This window comes from Kitasatospora sp. NPDC051853 (genome assembly GCF_044452665.1).
GTDB lineage: Bacteria > Actinomycetota > Actinomycetes > Streptomycetales > Streptomycetaceae > Kitasatospora.
On sequence record NZ_JBITBY010000001.1, the window covers coordinates 100,917 to 126,979 of the forward strand.

Annotated in this window: 29 protein-coding genes and 1 pseudogene; 14 read left to right on the forward strand and 16 right to left on the reverse strand. The window is 71.0% G+C overall.

The window, feature by feature from the left end; all coding sequences use genetic code 11:
• Positions 1–8: 8 nt before the first annotated feature.
• Positions 9–257: a hypothetical protein gene (locus ACIA8O_RS00480; RefSeq protein ID WP_396291263.1), complete on the forward strand. Its 249-nt coding sequence runs from the start codon at positions 9–11 to the stop codon at positions 255–257.
• Positions 258–285: 28 nt separating this feature from the next.
• Here the strand turns inward: ACIA8O_RS00480 and ACIA8O_RS00485 are convergent, their stop codons facing one another.
• A complete protein-coding gene (locus tag ACIA8O_RS00485; protein WP_396291264.1) occupies positions 286–1,608 on the reverse strand; it encodes an XRE family transcriptional regulator in 1,323 nt (440 codons plus the stop codon).
• A gap of 163 nt (positions 1,609–1,771) precedes the next feature.
• Here ACIA8O_RS00485 and ACIA8O_RS00490 point away from each other — a divergent pair, with 163 nt between their 5' ends.
• Genes ACIA8O_RS00490 through ACIA8O_RS00510 form a run of 5 tightly spaced genes read left to right on the forward strand, consistent with a single transcriptional unit; the run spans position 1,772 to position 6,344 of the window.
• Complete coding sequence (locus ACIA8O_RS00490) at positions 1,772–3,667, forward strand: nucleotidyltransferase domain-containing protein (protein ID WP_396291265.1); 1,896 nt, start codon at positions 1,772–1,774, stop codon at positions 3,665–3,667.
• Positions 3,664–4,770 (forward strand): hypothetical protein, encoded by a 1,107-nt coding sequence (locus tag ACIA8O_RS00495; RefSeq protein ID WP_396291266.1) that lies wholly within the window; start codon positions 3,664–3,666, stop codon positions 4,768–4,770. Before ACIA8O_RS00490 ends, ACIA8O_RS00495 begins: the two co-directional genes overlap by 4 nt.
• On the forward strand, positions 4,767–5,558 hold the full coding sequence (locus ACIA8O_RS00500; RefSeq protein WP_396291267.1) for an SDR family NAD(P)-dependent oxidoreductase: 792 nt from the start codon (positions 4,767–4,769) through the stop codon (positions 5,556–5,558). Before ACIA8O_RS00495 ends, ACIA8O_RS00500 begins: the two co-directional genes overlap by 4 nt.
• A gap of 29 nt (positions 5,559–5,587) precedes the next feature.
• The gene (locus ACIA8O_RS00505) at positions 5,588–6,022 is read left to right on the forward strand and encodes an NUDIX domain-containing protein (protein ID WP_396291268.1); all 435 of its coding nucleotides are present in this window, start codon (positions 5,588–5,590) and stop codon (positions 6,020–6,022) included.
• A gap of 28 nt (positions 6,023–6,050) precedes the next feature.
• Positions 6,051–6,344, forward strand: a complete 294-nt coding sequence (locus ACIA8O_RS00510; RefSeq protein ID WP_396291269.1) for a DUF6087 family protein — start codon at positions 6,051–6,053, stop codon at positions 6,342–6,344.
• A gap of 47 nt (positions 6,345–6,391) precedes the next feature.
• Here ACIA8O_RS00510 and ACIA8O_RS00515 read toward each other — a convergent pair whose 3' ends face one another.
• A complete protein-coding gene (locus tag ACIA8O_RS00515; protein ID WP_396291270.1) occupies positions 6,392–7,018 on the reverse strand; it encodes a DM13 domain-containing protein in 627 nt (208 codons plus the stop codon).
• A 200-nt stretch (positions 7,019–7,218) separates the two neighbouring features.
• Complete coding sequence (ykgO, locus tag ACIA8O_RS00520; RefSeq protein ID WP_396291271.1) at positions 7,219–7,341, reverse strand: type B 50S ribosomal protein L36; 123 nt, start codon at positions 7,339–7,341, stop codon at positions 7,219–7,221.
• Between the two features lie 206 nt (positions 7,342–7,547).
• On the opposite strand from ykgO, the gene trxA reads away from it, so the two are divergent.
• Positions 7,548–7,865 carry a thioredoxin gene (gene trxA, locus ACIA8O_RS00525; RefSeq protein ID WP_396291272.1) on the forward strand — a complete coding sequence of 106 codons (318 nt, stop codon included), beginning with the start codon at positions 7,548–7,550 and terminating at the stop codon, positions 7,863–7,865.
• Between the two features lie 101 nt (positions 7,866–7,966).
• A complete protein-coding gene (locus tag ACIA8O_RS00530; protein ID WP_396291273.1) occupies positions 7,967–8,509 on the forward strand; it encodes a carboxymuconolactone decarboxylase family protein in 543 nt (180 codons plus the stop codon).
• A gap of 134 nt (positions 8,510–8,643) precedes the next feature.
• Here ACIA8O_RS00530 and ACIA8O_RS00535 read toward each other — a convergent pair whose 3' ends face one another.
• Positions 8,644–9,765 (reverse strand): alkene reductase, encoded by a 1,122-nt coding sequence (locus ACIA8O_RS00535; protein WP_396291274.1) that lies wholly within the window; start codon positions 9,763–9,765, stop codon positions 8,644–8,646.
• Positions 9,766–9,928: 163 nt separating this feature from the next.
• On the opposite strand from ACIA8O_RS00535, the gene ACIA8O_RS00540 reads away from it, so the two are divergent.
• Both ACIA8O_RS00540 and ACIA8O_RS00545 read left to right on the forward strand, forming a co-directional pair.
• Positions 9,929–10,495, forward strand: a complete 567-nt coding sequence (locus tag ACIA8O_RS00540; RefSeq protein WP_396291275.1) for a TetR/AcrR family transcriptional regulator — start codon at positions 9,929–9,931, stop codon at positions 10,493–10,495.
• Positions 10,496–10,505: 10 nt separating this feature from the next.
• Positions 10,506–10,793 (forward strand): YciI family protein, encoded by a 288-nt coding sequence (locus ACIA8O_RS00545; protein ID WP_396291276.1) that lies wholly within the window; start codon positions 10,506–10,508, stop codon positions 10,791–10,793.
• Positions 10,794–10,838: 45 nt separating this feature from the next.
• Here the strand turns inward: ACIA8O_RS00545 and ACIA8O_RS00550 are convergent, their stop codons facing one another.
• From ACIA8O_RS00550 to ACIA8O_RS00565, 4 genes and pseudogenes are all read right to left on the reverse strand, one after another.
• A complete protein-coding gene (locus ACIA8O_RS00550; protein WP_396291277.1) occupies positions 10,839–11,132 on the reverse strand; it encodes a sulfurtransferase TusA family protein in 294 nt (97 codons plus the stop codon).
• Positions 11,129–11,794 carry a methyltransferase domain-containing protein gene (locus ACIA8O_RS00555; protein ID WP_396291278.1) on the reverse strand — a complete coding sequence of 222 codons (666 nt, stop codon included), beginning with the start codon at positions 11,792–11,794 and terminating at the stop codon, positions 11,129–11,131. Before ACIA8O_RS00555 ends, ACIA8O_RS00550 begins: the two co-directional genes overlap by 4 nt.
• 81 nt (positions 11,795–11,875) lie before the next feature.
• Positions 11,876–12,199: pseudogene (locus tag ACIA8O_RS00560) on the reverse strand (sensor histidine kinase); the annotation flags it as partial.
• A gap of 40 nt (positions 12,200–12,239) precedes the next feature.
• A complete protein-coding gene (locus ACIA8O_RS00565; protein ID WP_396291279.1) occupies positions 12,240–12,647 on the reverse strand; it encodes an STAS domain-containing protein in 408 nt (135 codons plus the stop codon).
• Positions 12,648–13,144: 497 nt separating this feature from the next.
• Here ACIA8O_RS00565 and ACIA8O_RS00570 point away from each other — a divergent pair, with 497 nt between their 5' ends.
• The gene (locus ACIA8O_RS00570; RefSeq protein WP_396291280.1) at positions 13,145–14,446 is read left to right on the forward strand and encodes an ArsB/NhaD family transporter; all 1,302 of its coding nucleotides are present in this window, start codon (positions 13,145–13,147) and stop codon (positions 14,444–14,446) included.
• Between the two features lie 38 nt (positions 14,447–14,484).
• Here ACIA8O_RS00570 and ACIA8O_RS00575 read toward each other — a convergent pair whose 3' ends face one another.
• The 8 genes from ACIA8O_RS00575 to ACIA8O_RS00610 all read right to left on the reverse strand — a co-directional run bounded on the left by ACIA8O_RS00575 (position 14,485) and on the right by ACIA8O_RS00610 (position 23,527).
• On the reverse strand, positions 14,485–15,657 hold the full coding sequence (locus ACIA8O_RS00575) for a sensor histidine kinase (RefSeq protein ID WP_396291281.1): 1,173 nt from the start codon (positions 15,655–15,657) through the stop codon (positions 14,485–14,487).
• Positions 15,654–16,394: a response regulator transcription factor gene (locus ACIA8O_RS00580; protein WP_396291282.1), complete on the reverse strand. Its 741-nt coding sequence runs from the start codon at positions 16,392–16,394 to the stop codon at positions 15,654–15,656. The genes ACIA8O_RS00575 and ACIA8O_RS00580 overlap by 4 nt, the downstream gene beginning before the upstream one ends.
• A gap of 196 nt (positions 16,395–16,590) precedes the next feature.
• On the reverse strand, positions 16,591–18,126 hold the full coding sequence (locus ACIA8O_RS00585) for a vanadium-dependent haloperoxidase (RefSeq protein ID WP_396291283.1): 1,536 nt from the start codon (positions 18,124–18,126) through the stop codon (positions 16,591–16,593).
• Positions 18,127–18,243: 117 nt separating this feature from the next.
• Positions 18,244–18,816: a DoxX family protein gene (locus tag ACIA8O_RS00590; protein ID WP_396291284.1), complete on the reverse strand. Its 573-nt coding sequence runs from the start codon at positions 18,814–18,816 to the stop codon at positions 18,244–18,246.
• A 252-nt stretch (positions 18,817–19,068) separates the two neighbouring features.
• Entirely contained in the window at positions 19,069–20,601 is a 1,533-nt protein-coding gene (locus ACIA8O_RS00595; protein ID WP_396291285.1) for a vanadium-dependent haloperoxidase, read from the reverse strand.
• A gap of 510 nt (positions 20,602–21,111) precedes the next feature.
• The gene (locus tag ACIA8O_RS00600; RefSeq protein ID WP_396291286.1) at positions 21,112–21,780 is read right to left on the reverse strand and encodes a YdcF family protein; all 669 of its coding nucleotides are present in this window, start codon (positions 21,778–21,780) and stop codon (positions 21,112–21,114) included.
• Between the two features lie 14 nt (positions 21,781–21,794).
• On the reverse strand, positions 21,795–22,370 hold the full coding sequence (locus ACIA8O_RS00605; RefSeq protein ID WP_396291287.1) for an HD family hydrolase: 576 nt from the start codon (positions 22,368–22,370) through the stop codon (positions 21,795–21,797).
• A 20-nt stretch (positions 22,371–22,390) separates the two neighbouring features.
• A complete protein-coding gene (locus ACIA8O_RS00610) occupies positions 22,391–23,527 on the reverse strand; it encodes a helix-turn-helix domain-containing protein (RefSeq protein ID WP_396291288.1) in 1,137 nt (378 codons plus the stop codon).
• Between the two features lie 277 nt (positions 23,528–23,804).
• On the opposite strand from ACIA8O_RS00610, the gene ACIA8O_RS00615 reads away from it, so the two are divergent.
• From ACIA8O_RS00615 to ACIA8O_RS00625, 3 genes are all read left to right on the forward strand, one after another.
• Positions 23,805–24,401, forward strand: coding sequence for an ATP-binding protein (locus tag ACIA8O_RS00615; protein WP_396291289.1), 597 nt, complete (start codon positions 23,805–23,807; stop codon positions 24,399–24,401).
• Positions 24,402–24,478: 77 nt separating this feature from the next.
• Entirely contained in the window at positions 24,479–25,480 is a 1,002-nt protein-coding gene (locus ACIA8O_RS00620) for a thymidylate synthase (RefSeq protein WP_396291290.1), read from the forward strand.
• On the forward strand, positions 25,477–26,025 hold the full coding sequence (locus tag ACIA8O_RS00625) for a nucleoside-diphosphate kinase (protein ID WP_396291291.1): 549 nt from the start codon (positions 25,477–25,479) through the stop codon (positions 26,023–26,025). The genes ACIA8O_RS00620 and ACIA8O_RS00625 overlap by 4 nt, the downstream gene beginning before the upstream one ends.
• Positions 26,026–26,063 lie beyond the last annotated feature (38 nt).

Sequence of the window (26,063 nt, forward strand, 5' to 3'; positions counted from 1 at the left end):
GGGAGGTAATGATCAATTCCGAAGTAGGGGTGCAGGCCGACCTCAGCCACGCCGAGATGGACGCGGTCCTCGCTGACGGTACGGCCCACCACCTCAGCGAGACGATCAGCGACTTCGCCTGGTACCAGTCGAGTTGGTGGATCTACGACCGGGCCGGCTGGTGGCAGGTCACCAGGGCGGATGTCGCGGCTGGACTGGACCTGATGGCGCACAACATGCGCCTCGCCGATCAAGCCGTCCGACGATCAGCTACATAGCCGATGCGCGCCGCCTCTGAGTGCCGGATCACGCCGCCGATCGCACGGCGTCAAGAAACTGGCCAACACCTTCGACGTGCTGGTGCCCGCTCAGCGCGGGCGCGAGATCGCTGATCTGGCGGATGCAGCGGGTGGATCCGGTGTGCTGGGCGAGGAGCAGGGCCTGATGTGCTGTGGCCGCGCCTTGGTCGACCTCGCCTTGGCGAAGGAGGCTTTCGGCCTCGTAGGTGAGGAACACCGCCCGGGTTTTGTCGCGGGCGGTGGGCAGCAGGGTGACGCCTTCGGTGATCTGCCGGTGGGCGGGGCCAGGTTCGCTGAGGTCGATCAGGCAGCGGCCGGAGTCGACGGCGAGGTCTGCGGGGCTCATCCACGAGCACCACGCGGGCGGCGCGGTGGTCGCTACGTTCAGGGCGTGTTCGGCGGCGTCGAGGGCGCGTCGGCAGGCTCGGGCCTCGCCGGTCATGGCGAGGGCGCGGGCGCGGCGCAGGTTCAGCAGGGAGCGGGCGGTGGGGTCCTCGGTGCGGGTCAGGGCGTGGTCGAGGACTTGGATGGCGGGTGCGCCGTGGCCCAGCCACATGCTCTGGTAGGCGAGGTCGGAGAGGATGCCTGCGCCGCGGTCGGTGTCGCCGGCGTGGTGGGCGGCGTGGAGGGCTGCGGTCCAGTAGCGGGCGGCAGCGGAGTGGTGCTCGTGGTCGAACTTGTGCCAGCCGATGGTCTGCGCGAGGGAGGAGGCCAGCAACTGGAGCCGTACGCCGGTCTGTTCGCTGTAGGAGGCGCTCTCCAACAGGCCCACGACGGTGTCGTAGTAGGAGTCCAGCAGGGGAGCGGTGTGCTGGCGGTCGGCGGTGGCCAGGGAGGTGAGCTGGTGGACGCTGGTCTCCAGCCAGCCGGCGAACTCCGGGTCGACGGTGCGTCCGTCGGTGGCCGTGGCGGCGAGGGCGGGGTCGAGGGTGGCCCACTGCTGGGAGAGGGTGATCAGGGCGGCGGGCGCGAGGCCCAGCAGGGTGCGGCGGTTGAGCATGGCGCGGCGTTGGGCCTCTCTGAGGGCGGCGACCGTGGCCCCTGTGCCCAGGGGGAGCGGCGCCTCGGTTCCGGGCAGCCAGTACGGCCAGCCCAGGGCGGTGACGTGTTCGGGGTCGACGCCGAGGGCTTCGGCCATCAAGAGCTGAGACCACTCGCTCGGGGGGCGGGCGGTGGGCCGCTCCCAGGCGTAGACCTGCTGCTTGGTGGTGCCGGCCCGGCGGTCGCGGCGGCGCGCGGCAGCTCTCATCGCCACCGCCAGGTCGGTCATCGACATGCCCCGCAAGGCCCGGGCGACGGTGATCGGGTGTTGGAAACTCTGCGCGTCCACGGACCCCATCTCAGCACCAGCCGGGCGACGGGCGGGTCGAAACGAGCGGGTTCCATTACCCCTCCATGACGGCTGAACCCTGTTGCACCGCACGGAGGTTCGGTTGTACTCGCACCTCCGGGCCGATCGGCCCGCGTGATCGAACGACTGCGCGGAGGTTGTGGTGGACGACGTGGTGACCGTCGCGGTGAGCGGCGCGGACAACACCGGCAAGACCAAGCAGCTGGGCATCCTGGCCCGCCGCCTCGGTGCGCTGGCAGTCCACGCGGGTCCGCTGGACGCGCACGACGACCGCTGGGAGCGGATCAAGACGCAGGGGATGGGCACCTGGTGGTGGCACGACGCGCCGGTGCAGGAGGTCGCCGATGTCCTCGCCTCCTCCTACCTCGCCCGCTCCCGCCACGCCGCCACCCTGCCCGGCGTGCGCCTGGTGGACCGTGGTCTGCCGATGCTGGAGGCGTCGCTCGCGGCGACGGTCGCGGTGCGCGAGCAGCTCGACCCGAACAGGGCGGCCCACCGGGCCCGCCAGCTGCTCACCCCGTTCGCGGCAGAGCTGGAGGCGGCCGAAGCCGGGGAGCGGGGCGTCCTGCTGCTGCACGACGAAGACCCCGAGGTCGGCACCCGCCTGAGCCTGTCCCACGAAGCGAGTATCACCGACACCTACGCCGCTTACCAGCGGCACCTGCACCACCAGATCCACCGCCTCGCCGACGCGGGCCGCTTCGCCGAGGTGATCGTCGTCGCCGGGCGGCCGGTCGTCGCCGTCCAGGACGAACTGCGCCGCCGCCTCCACCCCCACGCCCCGGCCATCCCCACCGGCTGCCTGCCCGGCCTCGGCGTCGTCGCGCTCGGCGGCCTGTCCGAGAGCGGCAAGAGCACCATGGGGGAGTACCTGCGAACCCGCCACGGCCACGACCGCCTCAAGATCGGCTACCTGATCGAGCAGGCCGCCGCCCACGCTGGCATCACCGACCCCTACGCCCTGCCCCCGGTGGTGCGCGCCGAACTGCTCCTGGACGGACTCGACCGCTACGCCGCCGCCCACCACTACCTCACCCGCCTCACCATCGAATCCCTCCACGAGTACGACGTGACCGCCGAGCTGCGCCGGATGCTCGGCGGCCAGCTGACCGTCGCCTACGTCGAGGCCACCGCCGGGGTGCGCAAGCGGCGCGGCACCGCCGGGGCGGCCGACGTGGAGGTCCGCGACGAGGTGAAGCAGTCCCGGGGCGCCGGGCGGATCGGGGAGATCGCCGACCTGATCGTGTCCAACAACGGGACCAGGCTCGCGCTGGAGCGGCAGTTGGACCGGCTCGCCCTCGATGCCGCCTGGCCGGCCGTCGCCCCGGCCACCGCTCCGGTGAACACCCTCGGCCTGCCGCTCGCGCTGGAGGTCTTCCTCACCGCCCTGCTGGAGCGCACCACCGGCGGCGCCAGGCCGGTCATCGACCTGCTCGCCGTCACCGGCTCCGGAGCCCGCGGCAAGTACCAGCAGGGCTGGTCCGACCTGGACGTCTTCGTCATCGCCGAACCCGACCGCACGCAGGACCTGCGGGCCGCGCTGGCGGAGGTTCAGCAGACCCTCGGCGCGGTGAAGTTGGGCATCACGGTGCTCAGCAGGGCCGAGTGCTTCGCGGGCACGGTCACCTCCCGCCTGCTGCACGTTCTCACCCTGCTCGGCTCGGGCGCCCTGCTGCCGCAGTGGGTGCGCGCCGGGCTGGTCATCCCGGCGCCGCCGCTCGCCGACGATGTCACCGCCAGCGTCAAGGCCGCTGTCCAGGCAGCGGTCGAGATCCGCCGCCAGCTCCTCAAGCCCGCGCCGGACCTGCGCGCCCTCTACAAGATCACCGCACTGCTGGCCAAGATCCTGGCCCGCTTCGACGGCGTGGAGCGGGCCGGGGACGAGGAGGCGCTGTCGGACCTGGTGGCCCGCGTCGGCGCCCGGCCCGAGCTGGTCGCGGCGGCCCGCGACGACCAGGCCGCCGCGCGCGAGCTGGCCGCCCTGGTGCTGGCCCAGTGGACGGCCACCCTCCCGCCCGCCACGGCGGTGGCCGCGTGAACGCCGACGTGCGGCCGGTGTTCCGCAAGCGGATGCCCCAAGCAGCTGCCGTGGCGGAGGAGTTCGGGTGGCGCCAGCTCGCCGGACGCCTCCAGATCCCGCACTTCTACGGCCGCACCCCCGTCGACAAGGCTCACCATGTCCTCGCCTACGAGGACGTGTTCGCCCCCGGCCGGGCCGGACACCTTCTGGGCGACCTGATCACCCTCGTCGACGAGGACCCGGCCGCCGTCGACGCGGTCACCGCCCTGATCGACGCGGTCTGCGACGACCTGATCGCCGCCGTGGCCGGCAGCGGGCGCACCGCCGCCCTCGCCGAGTGCGTGCCCGGCCTCTACGCGGACCGCATCCGCCCCGCAGGCCGCATCGACACCTGGTGGCTCGACCCCACCCTCACCCTCAGCCCCGGCTCCGACACCCTCCCGCCGGTGCGCGAGCTCACCGACTGGACCATCACCGCCAACGGCACCCGCCTGCCGCTGGACGTGCCCGCCGCGATCCGCACCACCCGCACCTCCCTCGCCCCGGCCAGCCGCTGGACCACCGCCCTCACCCAAGGCGACCCCACCGAACCCAACATCACCACCGCCGCGACCGGGCCCGGCGCGGTGTGGCTGGACTTCGAGCACGCCGGCCGCAACACCCTCCCGGGCGAGATCGCCACCCTCCTCTGGTACCTGCACGCCCTCGGCGGCTGGCTCGTCCCCCTCCACCAACGCACCACCTACATCCGCACCTTGCGCCTGCACCTGCCCCCAGCCGCGCACCCCACCGTCGAACACGCCGAAGTCTCCACCCGCCACCGCCACCTCGACCTCCACTACACCTGGCCCACCGGCCCCGGCCGACGGGCCGCCCTCCACCGCCTCCTGGCCCGGCTGCGCACCGACCTCGGCTCCGCCGCCGGCCTGCCGCCCGGCCGCGAACTGGAGACGCTGACGCCCTTCCTCACCGCCCGGCTCCTCGGCGTCATCCCGCCGAGCCTGCTCGGCGACACCGAACTCCTCCTCCTGCTGGCCAAGCTCGCCGAACTCCAAGCAGCCCAAGCCCAGTTCACCCACACCGACCCGCTGTCCGCCCTCACCCCCGTGGAGCGACCGTGACCCTCACCCTGCCCGAACTCCCGCTCGCCCACCGCCCGCTACAAGGCCGAACCGCCCTGGTGACCGGCGCGGCCACCGGCATCGGCGCGGCCACCACCCGGGCCCTCGCCGCCGCCGGGGCCACCGTCGTCATCGCCCACCACGCCCAGATCGACCAGGCCCGCACCGTCCTGGAGGCCGTGCGCCGCGCCGGATCCGACGGCATCGAGGTCAGCGCCGACCTCACCGACCCCGCCGCCGTCACCCTGCTGGTCAGCCAGGCCGCCTCCGAGGTCGGCCCGGTCGACATCCTCGTCAACAACGCCGGCGCCTACCCCAGGATCGCCTGGCAGGACACCGACGAGGACGCCTGGGCTCGCATCCTCGACATCAACCTGAGCGCGCACGTGCGGACCTGCCGGGCCGTCACCCCCGCGATGATCGAACGCCAGTGGGGCCGGATCATCAACATCTCCTCCGTCAACGCCCGCATCGGCCGCCCCGGCCTGACCGCCTACAGCACCGCCAAAGCCGGACTGCTCGGCCTGACCCCCTCGCTGGCCAGGGAACTTGGCCCGCACGGCATCACGGTGAACACTGTCGTACCGGGAGCTATCCAGGTCGACGCCGAGAACGACCTCCCGGTGCACCACCGCGCCCGGCCGCAGGACCAGATCGCCCGGCAGTGCGTCCCCCGCCGGGGCCAGCCGGAGGACGTCGCCGCCGCGGTCGTCTACTTCGCCAGCCCCAGCGCATCCTTCACCACCGCCCAGTCGTTGCACATCGACGGCGGCTGGCTGCCCAACTGACCGCCCCACCAGCCACGATGGAGACCACCATGAAGCAGCGCGTGCGCGCCGTCCTCCTTACCCCGACCGGCACCACCCTGGTGATGAAGCGCGTCCGCCCCGGCACCGACCCGTACTGGGTCCTGATCGGCGGCGGCATCGAGGACACCGACACCACCCTCGAAGACGGGCTCCTGCGCGAGATCCGCGAGGAGATCGCCGGCACCGGCGAGGTCATCCGCCCGTTCGCCGAGCTGACCAACGACAAGGGTGAGACAGAGCACTTCTACCTCGTCAGCGTCACCGAGTGGAACTTCGCCGCCCGCACCGGCCCCGAGTTCGACCGCGACGACCGCGGCGAGTACCACCTCGAAGAAGTCCCGCTCACCACCGACGCCATCAAGACGCTCAACCTGCTGCCGCCCCAGATCAAGCACCTCCTGGCCGACGCGATCGAGGCCGGCAACCTGCTGGCCACCGCCTAGGCGGCCGGAGAGCGGAAGGGCAGCCGACGTGCACGAGGACGAACCGCTGGAGCAGTGGGCCGCGAGGTGGGCGGCCAAGCGCCGCCCGGCCGGGGAGCTGAAGGTGGTCCGCGTGGACGGGAGCGCAGGAGGCGCACACCTTAGCCCGGACGAGCCCCGCCTGATCCTGGGCTGGGACGGATACCAGTGGCTGCCCGAAGCGGTAGCCCCCGACTACCCGACCGCACAGCGCATCCTCAACAGGATCGAGGGCGACGGCGTGATGAGGGGGACCGTCGCACCGGTGCCGAAGAAGCCCGGGCGACACCGTCGAACCACCTGAGGTCGCGCACCCCAGTGGTGCGGGAACTGCCGATGACCAGCTCCGCGTCAGTACCCACTGCCGACTGCGATGGCGGGTCCGATACCCACCAGGTCCGCCTGAGTGGCGGTGGTGGTGAGGTCGGCGGCGCCAAAGCCGACGGAGAACCGCTTGCACCAGATGACGGCGCTGTGGAAGCGGGTGAGGTCGGTGCCGGCGGGGACGGCGTAGTTCTGGTTGCCCAGGTTGCCCTTGAGGCGGCTCAGTTCGACGGCGTCGGGGCCGAGGTTGTCGAGCTTGGACTCGGCGGCGGGGCGGGTGGAGAGGTAGACCCTGACGTCGGGGCCCTCGGAGGTGGCGAGGTCCTCCAGGCGCAGGACGGCGCTGCCGTCGGCGAGGCGGATGAGCCGGGCTCGGCCAGTGGTGGTGTGCTCGCCCGAGACGAAGCTCCCGCGCCCGAGGTCCGTCGACGCGGCGCTGGACGCCGGAGGCGAGGGGTTCGTGGTGCGGCCGGCCGGGGGCGTGGCGGCGGGAGTGGTGGTGGTGGGTGCCGCCGGTGCGGTGGGAAGGGCCTCGTCGACGGTGGTGTCGGTGAAGGCCTTCCACGGCTGGAAGGTGATCAGGCCGCCTGCGAGTACGGCTAGGAGCGCGAGCGACAGGACGGCCAGGATCGGCTTGGGAATGCGTCCTCGCATCACGTGCTCCGGGAATGAGAAAACAGGTGAACGGACACGACTCAACACCTCTGGCGCGCTTTCCACCAGCCCCGGAGTCATTACAGAATTCTGACGTCAATGCGCCGAACGGGGCGCCCGGGAATGACCTGACACATTTCCCGGGCGTCCCGTTGCTGCCCCTCGGAGCGCCTGTACGGTCGTCAATCGTCGGATGCGGCTCAGCCCTGGCGGCCCTTGAAACGAGGGTCCTTGCGGTTGATGACGTAGACCTTGCCCCGGCGGCGCACGATCTGGGCGCCGGGCTTGTTCTTCAACGATCGCAGCGAATTGCGAACCTTCATGCGAATCCCTCCTGGGGTTCCGTGGCCGGCCTGTGCCGGCCGTGGGTCGCAAACGCGGGTCGGGGGCGGTTCATTCCACCGAAGAAGCGGAGTGGACTGCTCCGGAAAAACCTTGGAGAAATTCTCGCGGACCGGGAATCACCCTCGGACACCTAACGGTTGATGGGTCCCGTAAGCGTTAGAACCGAGTGTGAGAGGAGCTCCAGATGGCCATCGACGTCACCGGCGACACCTTCGCCGAGCAGGTCCTGGGCAGCGACAAGCCGGTCCTGGTGGACTTCTGGGCCCAGTGGTGCGGGCCCTGCCGCCAGGTCAGCCCGATCCTGGACCGCATCGCCACCGAGAACGGCGACCGCCTGCGGGTGGTCAAGGTCAACGTGGACGAGAACCCCGACCTCGCCAAGCAGTTCGACATCCGGGCCATCCCCGCGATGAAGCTCTTCAAGGGCGGCGAGGTCGTCCACGAGCTGCTCGGCGCCATGCCCGCCCAGGCCCTGCTCGGCGAACTGGAGCCCCACCTGTGAGCAGCGGCGGCACCACCACCCTGCGGTCCCTCTTCCGCTTCCGGAAGCCGGCCACCACGCCAACCACCCACCAGCACACCACAACCCAGGAAGGCACTGCCATGTCCCGTCTGCCCCTGATCCAGCCCGAGACCGCCACCGGCGAGGCCGCCGAGCTGCTGGCCGGCGTCCAGAAGGCGCTCGGCGTCACCCCGAACATGACCAAGGCCATGGTCAACAGCCCCGCCGTCCTCAAGGCCTACCTCGGCTTCTCCGGCGCCCTGGGCAGCGGCTCCCTCGGTGCGGCGATCGGTGAGCGGATCGCCCTGCTCACCGCCCAGGAGAACGGCTGCGACTACTGCCTGTCCGCCCACACCTACATCGCCACCAACATCGCCAAGATCGACGGCGACGAGGCCACCGAGGCCCGCGCCGGGCGCTCCGGCGACACCAAGGCCCAGGCCGCACTCACCTTCGCCGCCGCAGTCCTGCGCACCAAGGGCGGGGTGGAGGACGCCGACGTCAAGGCCGCCAAGGAGGCGGGCCTGTCGGATGGTGAGGTCGCCGAGGTGATCGCCCACGTCGCGCTGAACGTCTTCACCAACTACCTCAACAAGGCCGGCGACGTGGCCATCGACTGGCCGGTGGTGCGCGCCGACAGCTGACCCCGGCACCACACCGGCGGGATCCCCGCCCGCCCACGGAGGACTTGCCCGACGCCCGCGCACCGCTCCCCTCGGTGCGCGGGCTGCGGCGTTCCCGGCTCCGGTCGCCGTGCGGTGGACCCCCGCGGGATGGGTCAGAGGGCTGACGGCACGGCCGGTGCGGTCCGCTCGGGGGCCGCGTCGTCGTCGCCCGGGTGGAAGGGGTGGTCGGTGTAGCCGGTGGCGCCGCCACCGTAGAAGGTGGCGGGATCGGCCTGGGCCAGCGGCAGGTCGTCGCGGTAGCGGCGGACCAGGTCGGGGTTGGCGATGAACGGGGCGCCGAACGCGACCAGGTCGGCGTGCCCGGTGCGCAGTGCCTCCTGGGCGCGGGCGAGGTCGTAGCCGTTGTTGGCGATGTAGGTACCGGTGTAGGCGTCGCGCAGGGCGCGGTAGTCGACGGTGGTGCTTCCGCCCGTCATATCGCCTTCCAGGACGTGGGCGTAGGCCAGGCCGCGGTGGCTCAACTGGCCGAGGACGTAGGTGAAGTGGGTCTGCGGGTCGGAGTCGGCCATGGAGTTGAAGCCGTTCTCCGGCGTCAGGCGCACGCCCACCCGCGAGGCGGGCCAGTGGGCGGTGACGGCGTCGAGGGCCTCGTTCAGCAGGCGCATGCGGTCGGCAACGCTGCCGCCGTAGGCGTCGTGGCGGTGGTTGGTGCCGTCGCGCAGGAACTGGTCGATCAGGTAGCCGTTGCCGGCGTGGACCTCGATGCCGTCGAAGCCCGCCGCCTTCGCCAGCGCGGCGGCGTCGGCGAACTGCGCGACGATGCCCGGAAGTTCGCCGCTGTCGAGGGCCCTGGGGGTGACGAAGTCCTGCGGGCCGGTGTAGGTGACGGCCTGGCCCGCTGGCCGAAGTGCCGAGGGGGCGACGGGAGTTTCCCCGTCCAGCAGGCTCGGGTGGGAGATGCGGCCGCAGTGCTGCAGCTGGACGAAGATCCGCCCGCCCTCGGCGTGGACCGCGTCCGTCAGGCGCCGCCAGCCGGGCACGTGGGCCTCGCCGTGCAGGCCGGGGGTGAACGGGTAGCCGACGGCCTCGGGTGAGACGGTGGTGGACTCGGCGACGATCAGGCCCGCGGTGGCCCGCTGGCGGTAGTGCTCGGCCATCAACGGCGGCACGCTCCCGTCTTCGGCGGCGCGGTTGCGGGTCATCGGCGCCATCACCATCCGGTTGGTGAGGGCCAGACCGGCCAGGTCGAAGGGCGCGAACAGGTCAACGAACATGCGGGGGCTCCAGCGTGGCTGCTTCAGGATCGTAGGACGAGTGTCCTAGAGGGCCGTCACGCTAGGTCCGCCCCGACTGCGGTGTCAACGCCTTGACGACGTAGGACACCTGACCTAGGTTGTGACTCTAGGTCGACTGTCCTACGAGGTGAGGGAGTGCGTGGTGGCTGCTGGGGCGACGCGTGAGCAGATCGTGGCGGCGGCCGACAGGCTCTTCTACCACCACGGCTTCGAGCACACCTCGTTCACCGACATCGCCGGCGAAGTGGGGCTGTCACGGGGCAACTTCTACTACCACTTCAAGTCCAAGGACGCGATCCTCGACGCGGTGATCGACGCCCGCCTGGCCAAGACCCGCCGGATGCTGGAGCAGTGGGAGTCCGAGGCGCCGACCCCGGCGGGGCGCATCCTGCGCTACGTGGAGATCGTGCTGGACAACCGCACCGACATCCAGGACTACGGCTGCCCGGTGGGCACCCTGACCACGGAGCTGGCCAAGCTGGAGCACTCCATGCTCGGCCAGGCCGGGCGCCTGTTCACCCTGTTCCGCGAGTGGCTGCGCGAGCAGTTCGCGCTCATCGCCCCCGCGGAGCAGGCCGACCAACTCGCCATGCACGTGCTCGCCTTCAGCCAGGGCGTCGCCGTGCTGGCCAACGCCTTCCGCGACGAGGAGTTCATCCAGCGGGAGGTCGACCGGATGCGCGAGTGGCTGCGCACCTACGAGAGATGAGAGAGAAACCATGTTCGTGGTCCTGCTCCGGTTCTCCGCCAACAAGGCCGAGGCCACCCGGTACCTGACCGGCCATCAGGAGTGGATCAAGCGCGGTCTGGACGAGGGTGTCTTCCTGCTGGTCGGCAGCATCCAGCCGGGTCTGGGCGGCGCGGTCCTCGCTCACGGCCTCTCGAAGGAGGCCCTGGAGGAGCTGGTGGCCGCCGACCCGTTCGTCGCCGAGGACGTCGTCAGTGCTGAGATCATCGAGATCACCCCCGGCATGGCCGACGACCGCCTGAAGTTCCTGCTGCCCTGACCCGGGCAGCCCCACTCGGCTCGCGCACACCGGCCTGACGGCGCATCAGCCGTCGTCGGCCGGGTGCCAGGGGGCGCCCGGCCGGGTGGGCCGCGCGTCGGCGGTGAGGCGGATCGCGTACACGGGTGCGGCCCCGCCAGGGACCGGGCCGAGGTACTCGTGGCCGACCATGCGGCACCAGGCGGGCAGGTCCAGCGGCGCGGCCGGGTCGGTGGCGATGACGTGCACCAGCGTGCCCGCCGGGAGGCCAGCGATCCGGTTGCGCAGCTTCAGCAGCAAGGTCACGCACAGCAGTCCGGTGCCGTTGACCGCCATGTCCGCCGCTTCGGTGGCGCTCACCGGGGCCGGCTCTGGGTGACGCGCCACAGCCGCCGCGGCAGGCCGCCCTCCTCGAAGGCGTGCACCTCGTCCAGGTGCCAGCCCTCGGCGAGGGCGTCGACCAGGGCGCGGGAGAAGTAGTGGACCGCGAAGCCGCCGTGCTCCCAGATGTCGTCACCGTGCCCGATGCCCGCACCGTAGTGGGCGTCACCGGTGTGCCGGACGGTGTAGACCAGGACCCCGCCGGGCCGCAGCACCCGGCGCACCTCCGCCACCAGGGCGCCGATCTCCTCGGTGGACAGCGCCATGCACAGCAGCATGTGGGCGAACACCGCGTCCACCGAGGCGTCCGCGAACGCCAGCGGCTCCCGGACGTCCTGCACCGCCGTGCTCACCCGCTCCGCCGTCCCCTGGGCGGCGGCCGCCTGCTGAAGCTGCGTCAGCCCGACGGGGCTGAAGTCGGTGGCCCGCACGGTGAAACCCTCACGGGCGAGGTACAGCGCGTCACGCCCGTGCCCCGCACCCAGCTCCAGCACCACCTCGGCCCCGGCCGCCCGGAAGACCGCGGCCGCGTGCACGGCCGGCTCCGACGGCTCCTGCCCGTACATACCGGGGTGCTCGCCGTAGGTCCGCTCCCAGTGCTCCCGCTGGGCGGCCCCCAGCTCGCGCTCGACTCCTGACACCGCGACAACCCCTCGTGCCCGCCCGACCTGCGCCGGAACTCCTGGCGGCCACCCTAGACCCGGCGGTGAGGGCCACCGGTGTCACCCCGTCAGGAGGGTGAGCTCCGCGTCGGCGGCGGGGAGGGTGATCTCGAAGCGGTAGCCCGCTCCCTCGTTGCGGACCGAGGCGCGGCCGCCGTGGGCCTCGACGATGCCGCGCACGATCGCCAGTCCCAGCCCCGCTCCGCTGTCCCCCTGCTGGCGCCTTTGCCCAGCGGCGTTGCCGGAGGGCGCGGGGCGGGCCCGGGTGCCGCGCCATCCGGTGTCGAAGACCCGGGCCAGATCGCCGTCCGGGATGCCGCCGCAGGTGTCCGCGACCGTGAGCACCACGCGGCCCTCCTCCTGAGGTAGGAAGCTGACCTGGACGGGACGGTACAGCTGCCCCGCGCGCCTTGGCTGCCCGGCTTCAGGGGCGGTACTGCAGCAGCCGGTCCAGGCCGGCGCCGCGCAGGACCCGGCGAACCTCCGGGCTCGCGCCGGTGACGGTGATCAGGGTGCCGGTGGTGCGGGCGTTGGCGGCGGCTTCGACGAAGGCCGCCGCGCCGCTGTGGGTCAGGCGGGTGACCTGGGTCATGTCGACGCACAGTCCACCTGGGCCGGCGGCAAGCGCGGCCGCAAGAAGGCTGGCGGTGCGCTCGGCGGTGCGGGAGTCGATCTCGCCGCGCAGCCGGATCGTCGTAACCGGGGTGGGCGGGCGCCGGGCCGACGCGAGAGAGCGGCGGATCCCGGCTGCGGCACGGCGCAGCCAGCCCTGTCCCGGGTGCCGCAGGGCGAAGACGGCGGGCAGCAGGAGAGCGGCCGCGGTCAGGACCACGCCAGCGCCGGAGTCCGCCGTCCCAGTGCGGGACACACCTCCGCGCGGGATACCAGAGGCAACGCCGATCATGACGCAGCCGTACAGGAGCAGGAACCCCTGGCCGAAGGCCCGTGAGGGGCGGGTGTGCCACATTGCGGATGTGCCACCTGCGGCGAGCACGATGCCCGGAGGTGACAGGGCACTCCGCGAGGCGGTCACCGGGGTGGTGGGGCGGGGGTTCACGGGCCGGTGCTCTTGTTGCACAGCGGTCTTCTTCCTGGAGGCGCGCAAGGTCATCGCGCCGACCAGTCTTCCCGGCTCACCTGGCGGCGAGCGTAGCGCCCGGTCGATGGCCCGGGCGGCAGGCCGGGCGGGCATGGTCCCTGTCCGGACCTGTTAAGGGACTGTCAGAAAGGCGTAAGAGTCGGATAAAGTCGCTTGCGGTGTGCCGGGAAGCCTGGTCGGCGAGCAAGGGGACAGCCCTCTTGCTCCACAGCCGACCCTGGGGGCCTCTCGTGAGCAACTGGCAGGCATGGGCCGCACTCGCCGTCTTCGCCGGCGCCTACGTCCTGATCATCACCGAATGGGTCCACCGCGTCGCCGCCGCCCTCGGCGGAGCCGCCCTGATGCTCGCCATCGGCGCCACCGACGACGAGGCCGCCTTCTTCTCCACCCACTCCGGCATCGACTGGAACGTCATCTTCCTGCTCATGGGCATGATGATGATCGTCGGCGTGCTGCGCCGCACCGGCCTGTTCGAGTACCTGGCGATCTGGTCGGTCAAACGGGCCAGGGCCAAGCCGTTCCGGGTGATGGTGATGCTGGTGGTCATCACCGCAGTCGCCTCGGCGCTGTTGGACAACGTCACCACCGTGCTGCTGGTCGCACCCGTCACCCTGCTGGTGTGCGAGCGCCTGAACCTCAAGGCCGCGCCGTTTTTGATCGCCGAGGTGCTCGCCTCCAACATCGGCGGCATCGCCACCCTGGTCGGCGACCCGCCCAACATCATCATCGCCAGCCGAGCCGACCTGACGTTCAACGACTTCCTCGTCCACCTCGCTCCGCTCGCGATCGTGCTCACCGCCGTCCTGGTGGGGATGTGCCGGATCATGTTCCGCGGCTCTTTCGTCCACGACGAGGAGCGCGCGTCCGCGGTGATGGCCCTGGACGAGCGCGAGGCCATCACCGACCCGAAGCTCCTGGCTCAGGGCCTCGTGGTGCTCGGCCTGGTGATCGCCGCCTTCGTCCTGCACCCGGTGCTGCACTACGCCCCCTCGGTGGTCGCGCTGCTCGGCGCCGGCCTGCTGGTGGCCGTCTCCAGAGCCGAAGTGAAGGACGTCCTCGCCGAGGTGGAGTGGCCGACCCTGGCCTTCTTCGGCGGCCTGTTCATCATGGTCGGCGCCCTCATCGAGACCGGCGTCATCGCCACCGTCTCCCAGGCCCTGGCCGATGCCACCGGCGGCAACGCGCTCGGCTCCGTCATGCTCCTGCTCGGCGCCTCCGCCGTCCTCTCGGCGATCGTCGACAACATCCCCTACGTCGCCACCATGGCCCCCATCACTGCCGACCTCGCCCACACCGTCGGCCAGCCCCACAGCCAGATCCTGTGGTGGGCGCTGGCCCTGGGCGCGGACCTGGGCGGCAACGCCACCGCCATCGGCGCCTCCGCCAACGTCGTCGTCCTCGGCATCGCCGAACGCAACAAACAGCCCATCAGCTTCTGGACCTTCACCCGCTACGGCATCCCCGTCACCATCGTCACCATCGCCATCTCCGCCCTCTATCTCTGGCTGCGCTACTTCGCCCTCGCCGCATGAGCCGAACCGAACGTGCCGCCCCAGAGCGCCACTGTCCCTCACCCGGCGAGGAGGGCGAGTTCGGCGTCGGCGGCGGGGAGGGTGATCTCGAAGCGGCAGCCCGCTCCCTCGTTGCGGACTGAGGCGCGGCCGCCGTGGGCCTCGACGATGCCGCGCACGATCGCCAGTCCGAGGCCCGCGCCGCTGTCGCCCTGCTGCCGTCGCTGCGCGGCGGCGTTGCCGGAGGGTGCGGGGCGGGCCTGGGTGCCGCGCCATCCGGTGTCGAAGACCCGGGCCAGATCGCCGTCCGGGATGCCGCCGCAGGTGTCCGCGACGGCGAGCACCACCCGGTCCGCCTCCTGACGGGCACTCACCACCACCGTGCCGTCGGCGGGGGTGGATCGCACGGCGTTGACCAGCAGGTTGCCCAGCACGCGGGTGATGCCCTGGGTGTCGGCGTGGACGGGGACGCGGGCGATGCCGTCGTCCACCAGGCGCACCCCGCGCTCGTGGGCGAGCGGGCGGGCGGTGGCCAGGGCGTCGTCCACCAGGTCGTAGACCGACACCCGGGAGAGGGCGAGCTCCAGGGAGCCGGTCTGGATGCGGGAGAGCTCGAAGAGGTCGTCGACCATCCCCGACAGCCGCTCCACCTGGCGGCGCATCCGGGTGTGGTAGCCGGCCGGGTCCGGGGCGACGCCGTCCTCCAGGGCCTCGGCCATCGCCCGCAGCCCGGCGAGCGGGGTGCGCAGGTCGTGGGAGATCCAGGCGATCAGCTCCCGGCGGGAGGCGTCCAGCGCGCGTTCGCGCTCCCGCGAGGCGGCCAGCCGCGCGGAGGTGTCCTCCAGTGCGGCGGCCAGGGCGGCGAGTTCGGCGGTCGGCGGGTCGGGCGGGGCGGTGAAGCCGGTCTCGTCGGCGACGGTTCGTGCGGCGTCCGCGAGCTCACGGGCACCGGCGGCGATCCGGCGGCCGAACAGCAGCGCGGCGATCAGGGTGATGGCGCCGGAGACTCCGGCGACGATCAGCACGACGTGGAAGTCGTGGACGGAGATGAACATCTCCACCGCGACCGCGACGGTGCCGGCGGCCATGGCGAGCACGGACAGCGCGGAGACCGCGAACAGGGAGGCGGCCACCGAGCGCCGTCGCAGTGCTTTGACCGCCGGGAGGCCGAGCAGTCCGGCGAGCAGGGCTCCGGCTGCGGCGAGCGCGATGATGATGAGCATGTCGATCACGACGTGGCCTCCTCGTGGGCCTGGTCGAAGCGGTAACCGGCGCTCCACACCGTGGAGATGAGTCTCGGGACGGCGGGGTCGTCCTCGACCTTCTCCCGCAGGCGGCGCACGTGCACGGTGACGGTGGAGGTGTCGCCGAACTCCCAGCCCCATACCTGCCGCAGCAGCTCCTCGCGGGAGAACACCTGGCCGGGGTGGCGCAGGAAGAACAGCAGCAGGTCGAACTCGCGCACCGTCAACGAGAGCTCCCTGCCCGCGCGCTCGGCCCGCCGGGCGGTGGGGTCGACGCTCAGGGCACCGGCGCGCAGCAGTGTCGGGGTCACGGGCTGCGGTGCCGCTTCGGCGCGGCGCAGGACCGAGGTGACGCGCAGGACCAGTTCGCGGGGGCTGAACGGCTTGGTGACGTAGTCGTCGGCGCCGGTCTCCAGGCCGAGGATGCGGTCGGCTTCGTCGCCGCGGGCGGTGAGCATCACCACCGGCACCGGCGGGCCGTCCTGGGCGCGTAGCCGTCGGCACACCTCCAGGCCGTCCAGGCCCGGGAGCATCAGGTCGAGCACCACCAGGTGCGGGCCGACCCGGCGGGCGAGGTCGAGTGCGGCGGGGCCGTCGGCGGCGTGTACGGTGCGGTAGCCGGCCCGGTCGAGGTAGCCGGTGACGACTTCGGCGACGGTCGGGTCGTCCTCGACGACCAGAACGCGCCGCTCCTGCCCCGGCGGCACGGGCGTTGCAGTACTCAACGGATCTTCCTCCCCGTGAACGCGTGGACTGGGTGCCCAGCAGGTGCGGGCTGCTGGCGGCGGGCTGCGGGCCGCGTGCGGCACGTTCGTGGCCGGAGTGCGGCCGTTCGACGGCTTCGGGCGGTCAGCCCAGAGGGCTGGCCGCCCGAAGGGCCATCAGATGGTGCCGCCGTCAGCGGCGTTGGTCACCACCGTCTCACTGGGCGACGACGGGGGTTATGCCCGCGAAGTACTTGTTGGCGACGCTGTAGGCGTTGTTGGCCAGGTTCTTGCCCAGCTCGGCGCCCTTCTCCATGTCGAAGCGCCAGTGCACGCCGCCGTACAGGCGCGACATGCCGTCCTGGGCGGACGCCTCGCTGAAGGTGTTCCAGGTCAGGGTGACGTCGGTGGCCGGGGCGTTGGTGTCGTACTTGAGGCTGCCGGCCTTGACCACCGCGGACTGGCCGTAGGTGTCGCTGCCGGTGAACAGCTTCATGTACTCGCCCCACGCCGCACCCCAGGTGGAGTGGCCGGAGATGTAGGCCGGGAAGGCCGGGGTGGGGATGTAGGACTTCCAGTTCTTGCCGTCCATGGTCACCGTGCCCAGGCCCGGGCCGCCGAACGCCTGGATCTGCTGGCCGTCGTAGGCGTAGCGCATCATGCTGATCGGGCGGGCGTAGTCCCAGTACTTCTTCGACTCGCGGATCGCGATGCCGCCGTCACCCATCGCCAGGTTGAGACCGAAGAACATCTTGACGTCCTTGGTCAGGGTGTTGTGGTCGCGGCGGGACACCCACTGGGCCTGGCGGTTCTGGTGGCCGGTCGGGCCCTCCTTGGCCTCGATCCAGAACTCGGCGATCGACTTCTGCGTGTCGGTGAGGTTCGCGCTGATCTGCTGCAGCTCCTGCACCGCAGCGTTGGCCTGTGCGGAGCCGTAGGCCGGCGGGGCGACGGGGCGGAACTGGCCGGGCGTGGTCATCGCGTACGGCTTCGCGGAGGCGAACTGCACGCCGATGAAGGTCTGGGTGGCGCCGTTCACGATCTGCGGAGCCCAGGCGTCGGGCTTGACGATCGTGGACTTGGTGAAGTTGTTGATGTCCTGCGGCGGGTTGACCGGGGTGTAGCCGGTGGTGCCCGGGTCCGAGTAGGGCGGGGTGCCGAGCTGGTTGGCGCCGTCGTTGTGACGGAAGTTCAGCACCGCGTCGCACGCGGTGTGCGCGACGCCGGCCGCGGTGGAGACGTCCAGCGAGTTGTTGGCCGGGTCGTAGCCCTGGGCCTGCAGCAGCGCGTCGAAGGACGCGGTCTGCTGCGGGAAGAGGTCCTTCAGCGCGCGGTGGGCGGCGTAGGCGACGGCGGCCTTGCGGTTGACGTAGGTCTGCTGCCACCACGGCCGGCGCAGCTGGCTGCCCAGGCGGGTCCCGATGCCGCGCCGGTCGTAGGCGGCGTAGGCGTCCCACACACAGGTGTTGACGATCGCGTGGTAGCGCGCGGCCACCGGCGGGGCTATACCAGCGGCGCCGTTGAGGTCCACCTGGGCGATGGTCGCCTCCACGGTCTTCTCGTTCCAGGCCAGCAGCAGGCTGTTGCCCGCGTCCACGTTCTCCGCCGCGAGCTGCTCGGCGGCGAACTGGACCATGGTGTCGGAGTCGGTGACCTCGGCGGAAGCGCCGGTGGCCAGGGTGGAGCCCAGCAGAACGGCGGCGACCGTGGCCACGGCCGCGCGGCGGGCGGTCGCGCTGATGGCGGATCCCATGGGTGGCTGTCCTCTCGGGAGAGCTGATGGCTCGTACCGTGGCCCCCGTCGGCCTCACGGCGGGTGACATGCTGGTCCCGCCGCTCCCACCGGCTCCACCCATCACCCGAGACTCCGTCAAATCAAACCGCCCGGCCGGTTCTTGGCGTTCACCAGGGCTGCCTCCTTCACCTTCTCGGACTGCACCGCCGGCGCCTGCGCAGTCGTCGTCTGCGCCCGGTCACGGATCGTCAGCACCAGCCCGCTCACAACGGTGGCGATGAGGACCACGTTCTTGAGGATGTACTGGCCCTCCAAGGTGCCCACCATCGGGGCGGCCCACGTCTCGGCGGGGAACAGCACCAGCGGCATCGCGGTCCCGGCCATGTGGCCGAGGAAGACCAACCCGGTCAGCTGCGGCAGCCGCCCGCTCAGCAGCAGCACCGCGATGGCCACCTCCAGGGCGGCGACCAGGACGCACGCCAGGTGGCCGCGCACCAGCCCGAAGGTGAGCACCTCGGTCGTGCGGGACGCCAGCGACTCGGCCGGGCTCAGCCCCGGCACGAACTTCAGGACCCCGAACCACAGGAAGAGCAGCGCCGCGCTCGCGCGCAGCAGGAACGCGAGCCGCCCCTCCACCGTGCCCGGCGTCGAAGCGGTCCGCCGCAGTACCGGCTCCAGGTCCGTAAGCGGTCTGCTGGAAGTCGCCATGTTCCCCTCGTTTCCCGGGCAGCTCCACACCATGGGCCTCCCGTCAACAGTGCTGAACGAAAGGCAAGTTGGGCCTTTCGAAGGTGTTCCTGAACGTTAGGGGCGCGCACCGTCGGGTGAACTGCCCATCTGCCGATGGGGGCGCTCGGCGTCGGCGATGGCCGGCCGGCGGGCGGACGGCCTCGGGCGGACGGCCAGTGGTGGCCGTCCGCCCGAGGGTCCGTCAGGAAGTGCTACTCGTCAGCCCCGTGTTCACTGGGCGACGTTCGGGGTGATGCCGTTGAAGTACTTGTTGGCCACCGTGTAGGCGTTGTTGGCCAGGTTGCGGCCGAGCACCGCGCCCTGCTCCATGTCGAAGCGCCAGTGCACGCCACCGTACAGGCGGGACATGCCGTCCTGGGCGGCAGCGGCGCTGAAGGTCGGCCAGGTCAGGGTGATGTCGGTGGCCGGGGCGTTGGTGTCGTACTTGAGGGTGCCGGCCTTGACGACGGCGGACTCGCCGTAGGTGTCGCTGCCGGTGAACAGCTTCATGTACTCGCCCCAGGCCGCGCCCCAGGTGGAGTGGCCGGAGATGTAGGCGGGGAAGGCCGGGGTGGGGATGTAGGACTTCCAGTTCTTGCCGTCCATGGTGACGGTGCCCAGGCCCGGGCCGCCGAAGGACTGGATCTGCTGGCCGTCGTAGGCGTAGCGCATCATGCTGATCGGGCGGGCGTAGTCGTAGTACTTCTTCGCGTCGCGCACCGCGATGCCGCCGTCGCCCATCGCCAGATTGAGGCCGAAGAACATCTTCACATCCTTGCTCAGGATGTTGTGGTCGCGGCGGGCCACCCACTGGGCCTGGCGGTTCTGGTGGCCGGTCGGGCCCTCCTTGGGCTCGATCCAGAACTCGGCTATCGCCTTCTGGGTGTCGGTGAGGTTGGCGCTGATCTGGCGCAGCTCCTCGACCGCGGCGTTGGCCTGCGCGGTGCCGTAGGCTGGCGGGGCCACCGGGCGGAACTGCCCCGGGGCGGTGAGGGCGTAGGGCTTGGCGGTGGCGAACTGGACCGCGACGAACTTCTGGGTGACGCCGCCCACGATCTGCGGAACCCAGGCATCTGGCTTGACGACGGCGGCCTTGCTGAAGCCGTTGATGTCCTGCGGCGGGTTGGCCGGGGTGTAGCCGGTGGTGCCCGGGTCCGAGTACGCCGGGGTGCCGAGCTGGTTGGCGCCGTCGTTGTGACGGAAGTTCAGCACCGCGTCGCACGCTGTGTGCGCGATGCCGGCCGCGGTGGTGGTGTTCACCTCGGTGTTGGCCGGGTCGTAGCCCTGCGACTGCAGCAACGCGTCGAAGGTGGCGCTCTGCTGCGGGAAGAGGTCCTTCAGCGCCCGGTGCGCGGCGTAGGCGACGGCCGCCTTGCGGTTGGCGTAGGTCCGCTTCCACCACGCCTGGCGCAGCTGGCCGCCCAGGCGGGTGCCGATCGCCTTGGAGTCGTAGGCGGCCCAGGCGTCGTAGACACAGGTGGAGACGATCGCGTGGTAGCGCGCGGACACCGGCGGCTGGATCCCCGTGGCGCCGTTCAGGTCGACCTGCGCGATGGTGGCCTTCACCGTCTGCTCGTTCCAGGCCAGCACCAGGCTGTTGCCCGCGTCCTCGTACTCGGCCCACGTCTCGAAGAACGCGAAGTCGGCCTGGTTCGAGGCGTCTGTCTCCGCGCCAGCCACACCGGCCAGAGTAGAAACGGACATCACCGCGGCCAAGCCGGCCACGGTGGCGCGACGCAACGTGGTGCTGAAGGTGGGTCTCATGAGCTGGTTCGTCCTCTCGGATGACGAGCTGAGGTGCGCCGTGGCCCCCGTGGCCTCACGGCGCCCGCCATGCTTGCGCACGGCTTCACATCGGCTCTACCAAGCGCCCAGCACTCCATCACAACAAACCGGTCTGCCCGTTTTTGGTTCCGGGCGGGGCATGCCACGCAACGGTGATCAGCCCACAACGGCCAATCCCACCAAGAGCCTTCACCGTCGGCCTACGTCGGTCGGCCGGAGCGATTCCGGGGCCCCTTGTACGCCAGCCGGACCGCTGATCTGTCGATGGGGGCGCGCGGAGACGGCGCTGGAAGCCTGCCCGACCGCGCAGCGAGGCCTTAACAAGACCGAGGGTGACAGCGTGACGAGAGGCACCGCCTTCCAGTGCCGAAGAAGCCTGGTCGACGCCGCCGAACCCCATGACCTCGGTCAGCCGGTTGCTGCACTGCACTCACCACCGCCGGAGCGGCGGCGGACCCGTAGTCGACAGGGTCCGCCGCCTGACCCGGCTCAACCGAGCATGCGACTGGTGAAGCCGTCAGCGCGAAGCCGCTGATACGCACTGAGCACGTCCGCAGGGATGACCTGTTCCACGGCGAACCCACGCGCCGGGTACTCCATGACCCGCTGAAGGTCGCCCATCATGTGGTCGATCACGTGCTGTTCCCCGCCGACCGTCCTCGCGTAGTCCTCCATCGACAACGGTGCTGAGGCGCACACGACCTGGACCTCCGGCCACACTTGGCGGCATGTCGCGTACGCCCGCCGCTCCATGTAGGGCATGGAGATCAGCATCACCGAGCGCATCTTCACCCCGGCCTGCTTCAAGACCTCCCGCGAGAAGGCGATGTTCTGGCCGGTGTTGCGAGCCCGCGGCTCACGGAGCACCGCGCTCTCCGGAACACCGAGCGCCACCGCGTCCTCAGCGAAGCGCACCGCCTCGCCCTCGGGAAACCGGCCAGGGGCTGTCGTGTTGGGGCCGCCGCTGAACACGACAGTGTTGAACAGCCCCCGGCTGAACAACTCGGCCGCGTATGCCGGCACTCCGAGGTCGTGCGAACCGAGCCCGATCGCCACGTCGCACGGCCGGAGCTCGTGGCCCATGTGGTGATACGCCCAGACCAGTGCGGCGTCCGCCCGTTGCCGGCCATCAATCCGGCGCTCCTCAGTTCCCGTCACGTGTGCGCCCGGAGCTACCGGAGGAAAGTCCGCTGCCACTCGGCCAGCGACATGGTCTGCGCCGCGTCGGCCAGCTTGATCGAGGAAGCCAGCTTGAGCTTCGCCCTCGTGCTGTCGACCCACTCCTGAGCCCGAGGGTAGCCCTGCTGCAGGTACTCCAACCCCTGGATCATGCACTCCAGCTTGTCCGCGTCGTGGGCGACCTGTACCTCCAGCGACTCGCCGTTCTCGTAGTCGTGGACGATGCTCTTGATGCCCTCGGCCACCGCCGGGTGGGCATCGGCGACCTGATCCGCCGTCACTTCCTCGTTGGAGGCCGTCGTGATGTACCGGCGGCCCACCCACGGGATGTCGCCGATTCGCGTCTCCTGCGTGTCGTGGAACGTGCACAGGAGCGCCACCCGGGCGGGGTCGGCACCCTCCATCATCGCCAGCACGGCACCGATGACGGCCGTTCGCCAGCTGTGCTCGGCGATCGTCTCGGGATCCTTCACACCAGCGATCCACCAGCCGCTCCGCTTGCCGCGCTTCAACGCTCCGGCCTCGAACAGATAGCTCATGGTGCCTTCGGAGTGCTGCTGGTCGTCCAATGTGCTCGTCCTTTGTGAGTTCAGGTGGTCAGTTTCAGACCGTAGTGCAGGGAGATGAGTTCCTCGCGCGCCTGCGTCGAGATTCCGTCGGCATCGAGCAGCGCCACGACGCGCGCCTGGAGGGTTCGTCCGAGGTCAGGCGCGGCTGCCAGAAGGCCCTTGCGGAGCGCCAGCAGCGCCCAGACGGAGTGGATGTTCAGGTCGATCGCGGCGATGCCGGGCTTCAGCCGATCAGCGAGCCCCCTCAAGAGGGCAAGAGCGTCCCACGACTGAGCCGGTGCGGCAACCATGAACTGATCATCTGCCTTGGGCAGCGCGTCGATTCCCAGCCAGTACGCCCAGTAGTTCAAGTTGGCGGCCTCACCGATCTCGTCACCCAGGCCGTTGGCCATGAAGGCGGCAAGCGCGTCCTGGTCGCCGTGACGTGTCAGGGACGTCGCAACTGAGCGATCGTCAGCCCAGTCCGGCGACCAACCCTTGGGCGTAGCCTGCGCGGGCCGGCGGCGTATCTCGGCGAGCCACGAGGCCGTGTCGGTCGACGTGTCGTAGGAGCACAGGTAGAGGGCTTGGCGGCGTAGCAGCGCACCATCGTCGCCGGAACCCTTGGCGAGCTCAGCGGCGCGACGCATCTGGCCGAAGAACGCCGTCCGCACCTCTGCGGGCAGGTGCGGCGAGGCTGGCGTCGGCCCGCGGCGTGCTGGCTTGTCGGCGGGTGGCAGAGAAGCCGGTGCGATCCCAGTCAGGGCCCACGCCAGCATGTGGGTGGTGTCGCGCGTGAGCACCCAGCTGGCCAGCGGGTGGTCGGCGGCCTTCTCGATTGCCGGGTCGTCAACCACGAAGTTGATGATGCTGTCGGCGTCGAGCGCCTGGTCGAGAAGCAGAAGGAGCGTCGGATCTCCGCCGAGTCGGAGCAGGTTCCGCTTGAGGGTGCGCAGCGACCCGGCCCGCACAGCGTTCAGCGACCGGCGCCCTGATTCCCATCCCTGGAGGGTGCTCTTGTCGATGCCGAGGGCCTGCGAGAAGCGGTCCTGGGAGGTTCCCGTTCGCTCCCTGATCTCCTTGAAGAGGTGGCCGGAGACCGTGCCGAACCCCTGGCCGGCGCGTGGGCTGCCGCCAGTCAGCCTTTCGAGGGTGCGGTCTCCGTTCTGAGGTGCCACTTCGCTCCCAACGCTGCACGAGCGCCGTCAAGTTACTCGTACTCGGGGCCAGTCCTTTTGATCCCGTGCGAAGCGTAGCGTTTCCGAGGTGGGACGCACAGTGATCACGTTTGCGTTCGACATGCGCTGCCTGCACGACGACCGTCTCTTCGCTCTGGCCTTGCTCTCGAATCGGACAGTGCACCGGGTTGCCGGTGAAAGGGGTGAAGTCGGCAGTGGGCTGGCGCCATCGGGTTCACCCCAAGCCGCACCTTTCTGCACGGCCGGAGGATTCGCCATGCCCGCCATCACGTTCAGAGCACCCGCCAAGCTCGACTCTGTCGGCCAGCTCCGCAAGGAGCTTCCCGCCGTACTCGTCCCCCTCCAGGTAGAGCTGACGGACGATGAGATCTTCGCCGCCAAGGTCTGCCTGACGGAGCTGGTCGCCAACGCCATCATCCACGGTTTCCGGGGGGAGGCAGGCAGCGAGTCCGCCGAGCTGACCGTCTCGGTGGCTGTGGACCGTGAGTCCGGCAGGCTGCAACTGGCCGCGTTTGACCCCGGCCGGGGCCTGCCGACCGAGCGGATCAGCGGGCTCGACGCGGTGAGCGGACGAGGTCTGGCACTGATCCGCGCCTACGCGGCGGACTTCGGCTGGGGCCCGGCACCTGACCGGGCGGGGCAGCAGGTCTGGTGCGAGCTGGTGATCGAGTCGCTCAACGGCCAGGCCACCGCGACCAGCGCGGAAGAGCAGCCGGAGCAACCGCAGGACATCGGGCTCCAGATCGCCGTGCTGGGGGCCGCGTCGGCCGCCCGATCCTCCCGGCCGAAGATCCGGGTCGGCAGCCTCCGGGCCCGCCCCCGCGCCGTCGCCGGTACCGATACCGCCGCCTGAACCCCCGTCAGACCAAGGCCCCGGCACAGCCGCCGGAGCCCCCTTCAGCACGCCCGCCCACCGAAGGAGGTACACCCATGCTCGCCGCGCCCGTGCTCCCCAGCTTCCAGCGCGCCTACGGCCAGGCCCTCGAACACCTGGTCACAACGCCGCAGTTCACCAACAGGCCCAGGGGCAACCACAGCCAGGAGGCCCTGGGGCTGAGCTTCACGATCACCGATCCTCGGGCCCGCACCCTGTTCCTGGAGTCCCGGCCGGTGAACCCGATCTACCACCACGCCGAGGCGCTGTGGTACCTCGGCGGCCGCAACGACCTCGACATGATCGGCTACTACGCCCCCCGCCGCCGCCTCGACTCCGCCGACGGTGCCACCATCGACGGCTCCGCGTACGGCAAGCGGCTGTTCAACGGGCCCTTCGACCAGGCCCTCGCGCTGCTGCGCTCCGAGGCCGACTCCAAGCGCGCGTTCCTCCCGGTGTTCTGGCCGGGCGCCCTCGACGACCCGGCCAGCCCGGACGTCCCGTGCCTGGTCGGCCTGCAACTCCTCGCCCGTGAGGGCAAGTTGCACATGGTGGCCTACATGCGGGCGAACGACGCCAACCGCGGCCTGATCGCCGACGTGTTCTCCTTCACCTTCATCCAGGAGTTCACCGCGCGCCTGCTCGGGCTGGAGCTGGGCACCTACACCCACCACGTCGGCTCGATGCACCTCGCCGTCGCCGAACTCCCTCGGCTGACCGACGCGCTCACCGAGGCCACACACAGCGTCGGCCTGCCGCCGCGCTTCACCCCCACCTCCATGCCGGCGGACTCCGACTGGGGGACCATCCGGCAACTCCTGGTGCACGAGCAGGTGTTGCGCACCAACCAGATGCAGTACACCGCGAAGGACATCGCCGCCCTGGACCTGCCGCCGTACTGGCAGGAGACCGTCCGCCTGTTCGAGGTGCAGCGGCAGCTGGTCCACTGCGCGGCCGACCCGGTGGACGCCGAGCTGCTGGCCACCCTCACCCCCGCCCACCGCTGGCAGGCCGCCCGCCGCTGGCCGAGGCGGATGCCCGCGGAGGTGACCGGGTGACCGCCCGCCCCGCCGCGGCCGGCGCGGTGGTCGACGGCGTCGACTGGGACCGCTACAGCGTGGTGCTGCTCAAGCCCGACTGCGTGCGGCGGGACCTGGCCGACATCGTCCTCGCCGCCCTGGCCGAGCGCGGCGACGTCGAGGTGGTCTTCTCCAGGCGGGTGAGCGTCGCGCCGTGGCAGATCCACGTCCACTACTGGGACATGCTGGTCGACGCCGACTGGTGGCTGCCGCTGAGCATCCCGCACTGCCTGGAGCAGACCTACGTCGGCCGCACCGTCGTCGTCGCGCTGGTGCGCGGCGCCGCCGGCACCCCGGCGCGGCTTCGCGGCCTGCTCGGGCACTTCGACCCTGACCAGGCCGGGCCCGGCACGATCCGGGGCGACTTCGGCACCGACAGCCTCACCGACGCCCGCGACGCCGGGCGGCTGGTGGAGAACCTGATCCACACCAGCGACGACACGGCCGCCGTCGCCCGGGACTTCGGCACCTGGTTCGGCGCGAACCGCCGCGACCTGCTCACCTCCGCGCCGTCCCGCACCTGACCGTTTTCTGTACCGCCTTCCCGCATCAACTTCCGCCA